This window comes from Massilia sp. METH4, assembly GCF_037094685.1.
GTDB lineage: Bacteria > Pseudomonadota > Gammaproteobacteria > Burkholderiales > Burkholderiaceae_D > Rugamonas.
Genome location: NZ_CP146614.1, coordinates 2,553,089 through 2,564,869 on the forward strand (window position 1 = coordinate 2,553,089; position 11,781 = coordinate 2,564,869).

8 protein-coding genes are annotated in these 11,781 nt (G+C 67.4%); 6 read left to right on the forward strand and 2 right to left on the reverse strand.

Going from position 1 to position 11,781, the window contains the following annotated elements; translation table 11 throughout:
- The first annotated feature begins 67 nt into the window (after positions 1-67).
- Positions 68-811, forward strand: a complete 744-nt coding sequence (locus tag V6Z91_RS11320) for a YoaK family protein (RefSeq protein ID WP_338770434.1) — start codon at positions 68-70, stop codon at positions 809-811.
- Between the two features lie 16 nt (positions 812-827).
- On the opposite strand, the gene V6Z91_RS11325 is transcribed toward V6Z91_RS11320, so the two are convergent.
- A complete protein-coding gene (locus tag V6Z91_RS11325; protein ID WP_338770437.1) occupies positions 828-1,838 on the reverse strand; it encodes a hypothetical protein in 1,011 nt (336 codons plus the stop codon).
- Between the two features lie 130 nt (positions 1,839-1,968).
- Here V6Z91_RS11325 and V6Z91_RS11330 point away from each other — a divergent pair, with 130 nt between their 5' ends.
- The 3 genes from V6Z91_RS11330 to V6Z91_RS11340 all read left to right on the forward strand — a co-directional run bounded on the left by V6Z91_RS11330 (position 1,969) and on the right by V6Z91_RS11340 (position 6,833).
- Positions 1,969-3,933 (forward strand): PAS domain S-box protein, encoded by a 1,965-nt coding sequence (locus tag V6Z91_RS11330; RefSeq protein WP_338770441.1) that lies wholly within the window; start codon positions 1,969-1,971, stop codon positions 3,931-3,933.
- Positions 3,934-4,017: 84 nt separating this feature from the next.
- Entirely contained in the window at positions 4,018-4,986 is a 969-nt protein-coding gene (locus V6Z91_RS11335; protein ID WP_338770443.1) for a glycosyltransferase family 2 protein, read from the forward strand.
- An 11-nt stretch (positions 4,987-4,997) separates the two neighbouring features.
- Positions 4,998-6,833, forward strand: coding sequence for a hypothetical protein (locus V6Z91_RS11340; RefSeq protein WP_338770445.1), 1,836 nt, complete (start codon positions 4,998-5,000; stop codon positions 6,831-6,833).
- A gap of 84 nt (positions 6,834-6,917) precedes the next feature.
- Here the strand turns inward: V6Z91_RS11340 and V6Z91_RS11345 are convergent, their stop codons facing one another.
- A complete protein-coding gene (locus tag V6Z91_RS11345) occupies positions 6,918-9,170 on the reverse strand; it encodes a family 1 glycosylhydrolase (protein ID WP_338770448.1) in 2,253 nt (750 codons plus the stop codon).
- A 185-nt stretch (positions 9,171-9,355) separates the two neighbouring features.
- Between V6Z91_RS11345 and V6Z91_RS11350 the strand changes: the two genes are divergently transcribed.
- Both V6Z91_RS11350 and V6Z91_RS11355 read left to right on the forward strand, forming a co-directional pair.
- A complete protein-coding gene (locus V6Z91_RS11350; protein ID WP_338770450.1) occupies positions 9,356-10,468 on the forward strand; it encodes a mechanosensitive ion channel family protein in 1,113 nt (370 codons plus the stop codon).
- Complete coding sequence (locus V6Z91_RS11355; protein WP_338770451.1) at positions 10,465-11,748, forward strand: hypothetical protein; 1,284 nt, start codon at positions 10,465-10,467, stop codon at positions 11,746-11,748. Before V6Z91_RS11350 ends, V6Z91_RS11355 begins: the two co-directional genes overlap by 4 nt.
- Positions 11,749-11,781 lie beyond the last annotated feature (33 nt).

The window sequence follows — 11,781 nt, forward strand, 5'->3', positions numbered from 1 at the left end:
CGTTGACCGGCCGAGCGGCGCGGGTGTAACTTGACTTTTATTTGGGCAATCACGCCCTGGAGTCAGGATGCCTATCAACTATGCCCGCCGCCTCACCGGCCGCCAGCGCGAGCCCGGCGGCAACCGGCAGCTCGGCATGGTATTGGCGTTCGTGGCCGGTGCCGCCAATGCCGGAGGCTTCGTCGCCGTGCACCAGTACACGTCGCACATGACCGGCATCGTGTCGGCAATGGCCGATCACGCGGCCGCCGGCGCCTTCGAGCTGGCCGCCGCCGGCCTTGCCGCACTGCTTGCCTTCATTGGCGGCGCCGCCTGCTGCGCGCTGATGGTCAACTATGCGCGCCGGCGCGCGCTGCACAGCGTCTATGCGCTGCCGCTCTTGTTCGAAGCGGTGCTGCTGCTGTCGTTCGGCATGCTGGGAACGTGGCTGGCTTCGGTCGAGGTGCTCATCGTGCCCGCCACGGTCACGTTGCTGTGCTTCATGATGGGCTTGCAGAACGCCGTGATCACCAAGCTGTCCAACGCGGAAATCCGCACCACGCATATCACGGGCGTGGTGACCGATATCGGCATCGAACTGGGCAAGGCGCTGTATCCGAACCGCGATGGCGCGGCGCCGCCCGTGGTGGCGAACCGCGGCCGGCTGTGCCTGCTGGCCATGCTTGCGCTGTGCTTCTTCGTCGGCGGCATCGTGGGGGCCACGGGTTTTGCCCGGCTCGGTTACGCGGCCACGGTGCCGCTCGCAACGATGCTCGTGCTGCTGGCCATCGTGCCGGTGGTGGACGACCTCCGCCGGCTGCGCATGAACTAGCGCGCCGGATTCGAACTTACTTGTCGCCCGCGCGCAGGCGGCTCTTGACCACGCGCCCGCCTGCATCGAACAGCACCAGGTATTCCGGCTTGCCCTCGGCGCGGCGGTCGTCGGTGCGCGGGTACAGCCAGGCTTCGCGGCCGTCGCGGAACGGCACCGCGGTGCCCGGCCCCAGCAGGGCTTGCACCTGTTCGCGCGTCTGGCCCCGTTCCACGCCGGGCACGGCGGGCGCGCCGGGCGGAGCGGGATCGTCCATGTACTCGAAGGAGAGCAGCGTGTCGTCCGGCCAGCCGCGGTCCCAGATCGGCGCGTGGTAGCTGCGGTCGAGCAGTACCTCGCAGTCGCAGTAAGGCAGGTCCGGCGATTGCACGCGGCCCCCGGCGTACAGGAAGCGCAGGGGCGCCGGCACGGCGCGCCCGTGCGCATGCAGCGTTACCGCGAACACGGGGCGCTCGGTGAAGAACAGGTAGCGGCCGTCCGGGTCGTCGCACACTTTGTCCGGGTTCGTCAGCAGGTCGCCCAGCCAGGCGAACAGGTGGGTGTTGTTCGACACGAGCCCCGCTTCCATGCCCACCCGGCATTCCAGGCGCAGGTCGCCCAGCCGGCGCATGCCCTCGGCTACGCCGGGGCTGCGCACGTCCGCGCGCCAGGTCATGCTGGCCGTGCGGCGGTTCGCCACCAGGGCCCCATCCTCGCGCCAGGCCTGCTCGTCGCGCTCCAGGGTGAAGCCATTGTCGGGGGCGACGGGTACCGGCAGGCTCAGCGTGTCGCCCACCACTTTCAGCTCGATGCCTTCCATGTGCGTGCCGGGCCGCCGCGGCAGCAGGCGAAAGCGCAATGTGGCACCCGGTGCCATGACCGGCGCCTCGCGCGCGAAGCGGTCCATGCCGCGCACCATGCGGCGGTAGGACTTGTCGACCGGGTCGCGCGTCGACGTCACCGAAACGCGGGGCATGGCCTCCGATTCCGCCTGCGCGGCAGCCGGGCCGGCCAAGGCTGCCAGCGCGGGAATTAGCACGATTGACATCAGGATGTTACCAAATTGCAACATAAAAGTGACCATGTCCTGAACAGGGCGATGGTACGCCCTGGGCGAGCCGTGCGCGCGCACGGTTGGCGGTACAATTTCGCGACAATCATCCTCAGCGAAGGACACGATGAGCGAAAACTCAGACCACAGCCCGTCGCTGCCCCAGACCGTGCCTTTCACGACCAAGCCGGCCTTGCCCGACTTCCAGCAACGTTACGAGCTGCTGGTGGCGAGCATCAGCGACTATGCGATCTACATGCTCGATTCCGAAGGTTATGTGAGCAGCTGGAACGCCGGGGCTGAGCGTTTCAAGGGGTACAAGGCCCACGAGATCATGGGCCAGCACTTCTCCCGTTTCTACACGGAGGAGGACCGTGCCGCCGGCCTGCCCGAGCGGGCACTGAACGCCGCGCGCCACGAAGGCCGCTTCGAAGGCGAGGGCTGGCGCGTGCGCAACGACGGCACGCGCTTCTGGGCCAGCGTGGTCATCGACCCGATCCGCAATGCCGACGGCGTGCTGCTCGGCTTTGCGAAGATTACGCGCGACATCACCGACCGCCGCGCCGCCCAGGAAGCGCTGCGCCAGAGCGAGCAGCATTTCCGCCTGCTGGTGCAAGGGGTGACCGATTACGCGATCTACATGCTGTCGCCGAAGGGGGAGATCACCAACTGGAACGTGGGCGCGCAGCGCATCAAGGGCTACACGCAGGAAGAAGTGCTGGGCACCCATTTCAGCCGCTTCTTCACGGACGAGGACCGGGAGGCCGGCGTGCCGCAACGGGCGATCGAAACGGCGGCGCGCGAAGGCCGCTTCGAGAGCGAAGGGTGGCGCGTGCGCCGCGACGGCACGCGCTTCTTTGCCCACGCCGTGCTCGATGCGATCCGCGACGAGAACGGCACCCTGATCGGCTTCGCCAAGATCACGCGCGATGTGACCGAGCAGCGCGCCACGGCAGAATCGCTGGAGCAGACCCGCAACGCGCTGTTCCAGGCCCAGAAGATGGAAGCGATCGGCCAGCTGACGGGCGGCGTGGCGCACGACTTCAACAACCTGCTGGCCGTGCTGTCTTCCGGTGTCGACATCCTGCATGCGCAAAACCCGGGCAGCACCACGCTGCGGGTGCTGAACAGCATGCGCCGCGCGATCGACCGCGGCGCGCTGCTCACGCAGCAATTGCTGTCCTTCGCGCGCCAGCAGCCGTTGTCGGCGGCGCTGCACCAGGCCAATGCCTTGATCGGCAGTTTCGAACAGGTGCTGCGCCGCGCCAGCGGGCCGCAGGTGTCGTTCGTGTTCGACCTGGCGCCGCGGCTGGCCAGCATCTTCGTCGACGAAGCCCGCTTCGAGGCCACGCTGCTGAACCTCGTCGTCAACGCGCGCGACGCGATGCCCGGCGGCGGTTCGCTGACGCTCGAAACGCGCAATGTGCAACTGCGCGACAAGGAGGTGGGCACGCTGCCGGCCGGCGACTACGTGCGCGTGATGGTGCGCGACACCGGCACGGGCATGACGCCGGAAGTGGTCTCCCGCGCCTTCGAGCCGTTCTTCACCACCAAGCCGGTCGGCAAGGGCACGGGCCTGGGCCTGTCGCAGGTCTATGGCTTCATCACCCAATCGGGCGGCGACGTGCAGATCCGCACCGAGATGGGCAAGGGCACGGCGATCAGCCTGTTCCTGCCGGCGCACGAGTGTGTCGTCGAATCGGGCGGCGAGGGCAATGCGCACGCCGAGCGCGTGCTGATCGTGGAGGACGACCAGCTGGTGATGGCGGTGGCCTGCGACCTGTTCGAAACGATGGGTTATGAAGTGCACACTGCGCCGGACGGCGTGGCCGCGCTGCGCCTGCTGGAGCAGCACGGCACGGAGGTGGGCGTCGACGTGCTGTTCACCGACCTGATGATGCCGAATGGGATGACGGGCCTCGACCTGGCTCGCGAGGTGCGCCGCCGCTGGCCCCAGGTGAAGATCATCATCGCTTCCGGCTACCCGCAGCAGGCGGCGCAGGACCAGCCGGCGGACCTGGATGAATTCGACTTTGTCGGCAAGCCATACCGGCTGGCCGACCTGGCGCGGCATCTGCGTGCGCCGAGCTGATCAGGCTTTGCCGGCGAGCCGGCCGGGCTCTCCGGCAAAAGCTGTCTGGTTATAATGGCCGTTTTGCCCTCGCCTTTGCCTGTCATGATCGAGTCCCAACCACGCGTTGCCGTCCTGGTGCCGTGTTATAACGAGGCCACTACCATCGCCGCCATCGTCCGCGATTTCCGCGTGGCGTTGCCCACGGCCCAGATCTATGTGTTCGATAACAACAGCACGGACGACACCGTCGCGATCGCCAGTGCCAGCGGCGCCGTGGTGTGCCACGTGACGGCACAAGGCAAGGGCTCCGTGGTGCGCCGCATGTTCTCGGATGTGGAGGCCGACGCCTACGTGATGGTGGACGGCGACGATACGTACGACGCTTCGGCCGCGCCACGCATGGTCGAGAAGCTGCTCGCCGAAGGGATGGACATGGTCGTGGGCAGCCGTGTCACCGAGGAAGAGCAGGCCTACCGCTTCGGGCACCGCTTCGGCAACCGGCTGCTGACCGGTTGCGTGGCCGCGCTGTTCGGCCGCACGTTCAGCGATATCCTGTCCGGCTACCGCGTGTTCTCGCGCCGCTATGTGAAGTCGTTCGCCGCCCACTCCACCGGGTTCGAGATCGAGACCGAGCTGACGGTGCACGCCCTGGGACTGCGCATGCCGGTCGCGGAGGTGGAAACGCGCTACAAGTCGCGGCCGGAAGGATCGGTCTCCAAGCTCTCCACCTGGCGCGACGGCGCGCGCATCCTCCTCACCATCCTGCGCCTGTTCAAGTCGGAGCGCCCGCTGGCCACGTATTCCATCGCCTTCGTGCTGTGCGCGCTGACCTCGGTCGGCATGGCCGCGCCGCTGGCGGTGACGTACCTCGAAACGGGGCTCGTGCCACGCCTGCCCACCGCGCTGCTGTGCACGGCCATCATGCTGTTCGGTGTGATCCTGCTGGCCTGCGGCATCATCCTCGATGCGGTGACCAAGGGCCGCATCGAACAGAAGCGCTTTGCCTACCTTTCCGTGCCGATGGCGGCGCGGCCCAATCCGTCCTCGCGCGGCAGCGCCGCGGTGGCATGATGGGGCGCTCGATGCTGGCCAGGTTGGAAGCCTGGTTCGGTCGCCGCTGCGCGCCGCTCGAATCGAGCACGGCGCCGCGCCGCGCCGCGTGGCTCGTGCCTCTCCTGTGCGGCCTGCTGTCCGTGCTGCTCGGGCAGGACAACGGCTGGGACATGCGCAACTACCACCTGTACAACCCGTTCGCGGTACTGAACGGACGTATCGGGTTCGACCTGGCTCCCGGCCAGTGGCAGAGTTACTTCAATCCCACGGTGGACGTGCCCTACTACTTGCTCACGCAGGCACTGCCGGGACCGGTGGTGGGCTTCATCATGGGCGTGCTGCATGGCCTGAATTTCCCGTTGCTGCTGGCGATCGGCCGGGCCGTGTTGCCCCGCCTGCCCGGCGCGGAGGGCTGCCGGGTGCCGCTGCTGCTCGCGCTGGCCGGCCTGTGCACGGTGGGCTTCCTGTCGGAACTGGGCAACTCGATGGGCGACAATACGACGTCGCTGCTCGTGCTGTCGGCGCTGTTGCTGCTTGTGCGGCAATGGGACCGGCTGGCTGCCATGGCGCGCGGCGCGCTGCCGCTCGCGCTGGCGGCAGGCTTCGTGATGGGCCTGGGCACGGGCCTGAAACTGACCAATGCCACCTATGCCGTGGGCTTGTGCACCGCCCTGCTGGCGGTGCCGGCCGCGTGGTGGGGGCGGCTGCGGCTGGCCTTCGTGTTCGGCCTCGGCGTGCTCGGCGGCATCGCGGTCACGGCGGGATGGTGGTTCCACACGATGTGGACCCACTTCGGCAATCCGCTGTTCCCGCAATTCAACAGCATCTTCAAGAGCCCGCTGGCGCTGGAAAACGGCGTGATCGACATCCACCACCTGCCGCACAATTTCTGGGAAGCACTGGCCTGGCCGCTGGTGTTCACCGTGCAGTTCGAGCGCGTCTCGGAACTGTTCTTCCGCCAGGTGATGTGGCCCGTGGTGTACCTGCTTGCCGTCGCACTGCTGGTGCGCGTATTGTGGCGCCGCGCCGCGGTGCCGGCTGGGCGCGAGCGCTTCCTGCTGGTCTTCTTCGGCGTCGCGTTCCTGGCCTGGATGAAGCTGTTCAGCATCCACCGTTACCTGGTGCCGATCGAGATGCTCGCGCCGCTGGTCGCCTGGGTGCTGTTCCATGCCTTGCTGCCGGCGCAGCGCGCGCGGCACATGGCAGGCTGGGTGCTGGTCCTCGGAACCCTGGTCGTCTTCCCGTTCGGCACCTGGGGCCACGCCGGCTGGGCCGCGAAGAGTTTCCGCGCCGACGTGCCGGCCATCGTCCACCCGGAACGCACGGTGGTGGTGACGGCCCAGGGCAATCCGCCGTCCGGCTGGATGGCCGAGTTCTTCCCCAGGCAGGTACGCTTCATGGCGCTGGCGGGCGGCTTTCCCGAAACGCCGGCCTGGGTCGCCCGCATCCTGGCTGCGATGGACGAGCGCGCCGGCCCGCATTACGTGCTCGTGTCTGGCGCGAAAAACCCGCAGCAGCAGCGGCTGGAGGAGCGCAATGCGCTGGCCGACATGCTGGGCTTGACGTCGGGGGAACGGGGCTGCGCCGCGCTGCAATGGCTCACGCAACGGGTACGCATGAAGATGCAACTGGCGCCGCGCGAGCAGGTCCCCGCCGGCAAGCACTGCGTGCTGGAACTGCAACCGGCCCACCGGATGGACCTGGCCGCGCAGAATGTCGCCATCGTGGAGCGCACCGCGCAGACCCTGGCGGCCTACGGCTTGCCCGTGCGGCGCGAGACCTGCACGCCGTTCAACGCCTGGGTGGGCGACGAGCCGATGCCTTACCTGCTGTGCACCCTGGGCGCGCGGCAACCGGTGCGCTGAGCGCGCGCAACCCATGAAAAAACGCCCGGCTGGAATCCAGCCGGGCGTTTTTCGTTGGTGCGCCGACGTGGCGCGCCGGTGCGATCAGCTGCTGCCGTAATGCGCCGCCTGGGCTGCGCCGACATGCGTATCGCCCTCGCGGCGTACTTCCTCCACCGCCTTCAGGTAGCGTTGCAGCGCATCGTCCAGCGTGGGCATCAGGTTGCCCCGTTCGCTGCTTAAGGCCGAGTAGCGCGGCTGCGGCGCCTGGCCTTCCAGAGCGGTGGCCGGCTGCGCGTCGACCAGCGATTCATCCAGCCCCGCCAGCGCGCAGACGCGCCGCGCCAGGTCGGCCCACGACACGGCCTCGCCGTTGGACAGGTGCCAGATGCCGCACTCGTCGTCGATCAACAGGTCCAGGCAGGTCTGCACCAGGTCGGGCACGTAGGTGGGCGATACCACCAGGTCGCTCGCGGCGGTGAAGCTGCGGCCTTCCTGCAATGCCTGCAACGCCAGCGTGACGAAGTTGTGGCGGTCCCACGGGCCGAAGAAGGCGCTGGTGCGCACCATCAGCACGTCGGGGTTCACCGCCAGCACGCGGCGTTCCGCCTCGGCCTTGCTCTGGCCATACACGTTCAGCGGCGCCACCGGGTCGCTTTCCACGTACGCCGTGCCCTTCGAACCGTCGAACACGAGGTCGCTGGAGAAGGTCAGCAGGCGGATATCGTGGCGCGCGCAGGCGTTGGCCAGCACCACCGGGCCGTGCGCATTCTCGCGCAGGCAGCGGTCGCTCTCCTGCTCGGCATCGTGCACGCGCACGTAGCCGCCGGCGTTGATGATCGCCCATGGTCGGTGCTGGCGGATCGCCGCTTCCACCGAGGCGGGATCGGCGATATCCATTTCCTGCCGCGTGAGCACCTTGAAGGCCAGGTTGCGCTCCTCGCAGATGCGGGCGAAGGCGCTGCCCAGCGTGCCGGTGGCGCCGCTGATCAGGATGGGCTGCACGGGGCGGTTGGCCTGGTGGCGTTCGGCCGGCAGCGCGGCCACGGTGGCGCTGGTGGCCACCGGCGGGCACAGGAAGCGGCCGGGCCGGCGCCACCAGCCCAGGCCTTGCAGCACGGGCGAGGAGGGCGCGCGGCCGCTCGCCAGTTCGCGCATCAGGCGCGCCAGCGCCGTGGGGCGCGGCTCGGGCGAGCGCAGGTCGTAGGCGCCGTTCTCGTAATAGCCGCGGCATTCCGTCACCAGGCAATTCCAGTCATAGGAGCCGAGCAGCGACCATACGGTGACGGCGCGCATGTCCGCCCCCTTGCGGCGCACGTCGTGCGCGGCATTCCACACCTCCAGCAGCCAGCGCAGCTGGTCTTCGCGGTTGGCGTCGATGTGCGCTTCCGTCACCGCCATCGGCAGGCCGTAGCGCTCCCACGTTTCTTCCAGCAGGGGGCCGATACCCGGTGTGGGCGTGGCCAGGGCGCGCGCCGTCTCGATGTCGGCGAAGCCGTGCGGGCCCACGTACTGGGCCGGATAGCGCTCGCCCCGGTGGTCGAGCCAGCGTTCGCTCGTCACGTAGTAGTTCAGGCCCATCACGTCCGGCGGGCAGGGGTTGTCGCGGAACCACAGCACTTCCTCCGCGCTGATGCCGCTCTTGAGGAAATACTTGAACAGCTCGTGGTCTTCATCGACCATGCCGCACAGCAGGTCCCACGCCAGCCAGCGGCGCTCATTGTAGAAGTCCGCCCATTCGGCCATTTCCGGCGTACTGTAGGTCTTGCCCAGGTCGTCGGTCTGCACCAGCTTGGCGTTCGGGTTGACTTCGCGGATCGCCCGCATCGACAGCACCACGCCCTTGCACTGGTTGATCAGCGCCTGCAGGAAGGTGAGGTCGTCGCGGCCGTGCGGGTACCACACACCATACAGGCCGGCAAAGCGGGCCGTGGTGCAAGGTTCGTTGACGGGAGTGTAATACTCGACCCAGGGGAAGCGCCGCGCCACCGCGCCGGCGTACTCGGCCAGCTTGGGGCCAAATTCCGGGTCGACGAGGCTGGTATGGCGGGGGCCGCTGCCGTGGTGCACCAGGCCCACGATCGGTGTCACACCGAGATCGCGCAGCGCCGGCAGGCGCTCATCGGCCCATGACCAGTTGGCGGTTTCCACGCCGTCGGGAGCGGTCAGCTCCCATAGCACGGGGTAGCGGATCGCGGTGATGCCCAGCGCCGCAAAGCGGTCCAGGTCGCTGATCCGCTCGCCATGACCGTTCTGGTCCATCTGGCTGAAATATTGATCGCGCACGCGGTTGACCGTACCTTCCAGTCCGCCCCAAAGCTCGATCCCCCGGGTCTGGATTGCGTCATCTTTTTTCATATAGTCGGTGAGCTAGTCGAACGAGCGGCAAAGTATGGCGAAAAAATCAAAACGCTGTCGCCGTATTGCCGGGCGTCACTGAACAGGCTGCCGAGACCGGCCTCGGTGGCCGGCCAGCCGGTCCTTGTGTGCGCACTCGCCACCGCCCATTTCGGTACACTTTCGCGAGCGAAAAAGGAGAGTGCATGCGATACGTCTTGTGGGGCAATCCGATCCAGGAATGGGCGACTGCGCTGGCCGTGGCCTTCGCCGCCGCCGCCGTGATGATTCTGCTGCGCACCTTCCTCATCCACCGGTTGTCCCAGGTGGCCGAGCGCACGGAGACGCGGGTGGACGACTGGTTCCTGCGCATGATGCGCAACACCTACAGCATCTTCATCGTGATCCTGGCGCTGTATCTGGGCTCGCTGATGCTCGATTTCTCCAAGAAGTACGAGGTTTTGCTGTGGCGCATCGCCGTCACCGCCATGCTGCTGCAAGCCGCGGTGTGGGCCGACACAGGCGTGCGCGTGTGGCGGCGGCGCTACCGGCAGGCCGCCATCGGCGGGCTCCCCGACAGCACGGCGGGCGTGGCGTCGACGGCCATCATCGATTTCATCCTGCGCCTGATCGTCTGGGTCGTGTTCGTCCTGATGATCCTCGATAACCTGGGCTTCAACATCACCACGCTCGTGGCGAGCCTTGGTATCGGGGGCATCGCCGTCGCCCTCGCGGTGCAGAACATCCTTGGCGACCTTTTGGCATCGCTGTCGATCGTGCTGGACAAGCCCTTTGTCGTGGGCGACTTCATCATCGTCGGCGAGTATCTCGGCACCGTGGAATACATCGGTCTGAAGACCACGCGCCTGCGTGGGCTGGGCGGCGACCAGGTGATCTTCTCCAATGGCGACATGCTCAAGTCGCGCATCGCCAACCAGACCCGCATGTTCGCCCGGCGCGCGGCATTCATGATCCGGGTGCGCTACGGCACCTCGCCGGACAAGCTCGCCGCCGTGCCGCAGATGGTGAAGGAAATCATCGAAGCCCAGGAAGCCACCGCGTCGTTCGAGCGGGCGCACCTGCGCAACCTGGGCCAATGGGCCATCGAGTACGAGGTCGTCTACTGGATCAAGACGGACGACTATTTCGTGTTCATGGACACCAACCAGGAGGTCTTGCTCGGCGTGCTGCGCGGGCTGGCCGAGCGGGGCATCGACATCGCCTTCCCCACCCAGCTCAACGTGCGGCCCGCGGAAGTTTACACGGAGCAGGCGTCTCCCCTAAACTCGCCGCTTTCAGGAACGGGGGCGGGCATATGAAGAAACTGGTGGCCGGGGGACTGGCGATGATCGTGGCCGGAGGGGCGCTGGCCGCTTCCGTGCAGGACGTGGCGGAACGCTACCGCAAGCTGGTGCTGGCGGTGGGCCAGCACGACGCCAGCTACGTGGACGCGTATTACGGCCCGCCGGCGCTGCAGGCCCAGGCGGAAAAGGAAAAGCGCAGCCTGGCCGCGATCCGCCTCGACGCGCGGGCGGCGATCGGCGACCTGGCCGGCAAGGGGGCGGCGAACCCGGACGAGGCGCTGCGCCTGGCCTTCCTGCGCAAGCAGCTGCAGGCTTTGACTGCACGGGTCGATATGCTGGAGGGGAAGAAGTTCCGCTTCGACGAGGAAACCGCGCTGCTGTACGATGCCGTCAGCCCGCACCACGACCGTGCATATTACGAAGCGTTGCTGAAGAAGATCGACGCGCTGGTACCGGGCGAGGGCCCGCTGCCGCAGCGCATGCAGGCCTACCGTGCCCGCTTCGCCATCCCGAGGGACAGGCTGAAACCCGTGTTCGACGCGGCGATCGCCGCTTGCCGCGAGCGCACCGCGCCGCACCTCGCGCTGCCGAAGAACGAAAGCTTCGTGCTGGAATTCGTGACCGGCAAGCCGTGGTCCGGCTACAACTGGTACAAGGGCGACGCCCACAGCCTGATCCAGATTAATACCGAGTTCCCGATCTATATCGAGCGGGCCGTGGACCTGGGCTGCCACGAGGGCTACCCGGGCCACCACGTCTACAACGCGCTGCTGGAGCAGCACCTGGTGAAAGAGCGCAACTGGGTCGAGTTCAGCGTCTACCCCTTGTATTCGCCCATGTCGCTGATCGCCGAGGGCAGTGCCAACTATGGCATCGAGATGGCGTTCCCGGAAGCGGAGCGGCTCGCCTTCGAGCGCGATGTGCTGTACCCGCTGGCCGGCCTCGATCCCAGCCTGGCCGGCAAGTACGCCGAGCTGCAAAAGCTGCTGGCGCAGCTGTCCTACGCGGACAACGACAATGCGATGCACTACCTGGAAGGCCGCTTCACGCGCGAGCAGGCGATCGAGTGGCTCGTGAACGTGGCGCTGTACCCGCCCGAGAAGGCCGGCCAGCGCGTGCAGTTCTACGACGGCCTGCGCGGCTACGTGATCAACTACAACCTGGGCAAGGATCTCGTGAAGGCCTGGGTCGAGCGGCAGGTTACCGCCACCGACCCGCAACAGGCGCGGGCGCAGCGGTGGGCGGCGTTCAAGCAGTTGTTGTCGTCGCCAAGGCTGGCCAGCGACCTGCGGTAAAAAGTTGCCTGAAAAATGGGGACGTACCCCATT

Bases quoted from the DNA above. Each gene is read 5' to 3' on its own strand.
- V6Z91_RS11345 (WP_338770448.1), bottom strand. From the start codon at position 9,170: ATGAAAAAAGATGACGCAATCCAGACCCGGGGGATCGAGCTTTGGGGC.
- V6Z91_RS11350 (WP_338770450.1), top strand. From the start codon at position 9,356: ATGCGATACGTCTTGTGGGGCAATCCGATCCAGGAATGGGCGACTGCG.
- V6Z91_RS11325 (WP_338770437.1), bottom strand. From the start codon at position 1,838: ATGTCAATCGTGCTAATTCCCGCGCTGGCAGCCTTGGCCGGCCCGGCT.
- V6Z91_RS11335 (WP_338770443.1), top strand. From the start codon at position 4,018: ATGATCGAGTCCCAACCACGCGTTGCCGTCCTGGTGCCGTGTTATAAC.
- V6Z91_RS11320 (WP_338770434.1), top strand. From the start codon at position 68: ATGCCTATCAACTATGCCCGCCGCCTCACCGGCCGCCAGCGCGAGCCC.
- V6Z91_RS11330 (WP_338770441.1), top strand. From the start codon at position 1,969: ATGAGCGAAAACTCAGACCACAGCCCGTCGCTGCCCCAGACCGTGCCT.
- V6Z91_RS11340 (WP_338770445.1), top strand. From the start codon at position 4,998: ATGCTGGCCAGGTTGGAAGCCTGGTTCGGTCGCCGCTGCGCGCCGCTC.
- V6Z91_RS11355 (WP_338770451.1), top strand. From the start codon at position 10,465: ATGAAGAAACTGGTGGCCGGGGGACTGGCGATGATCGTGGCCGGAGGG.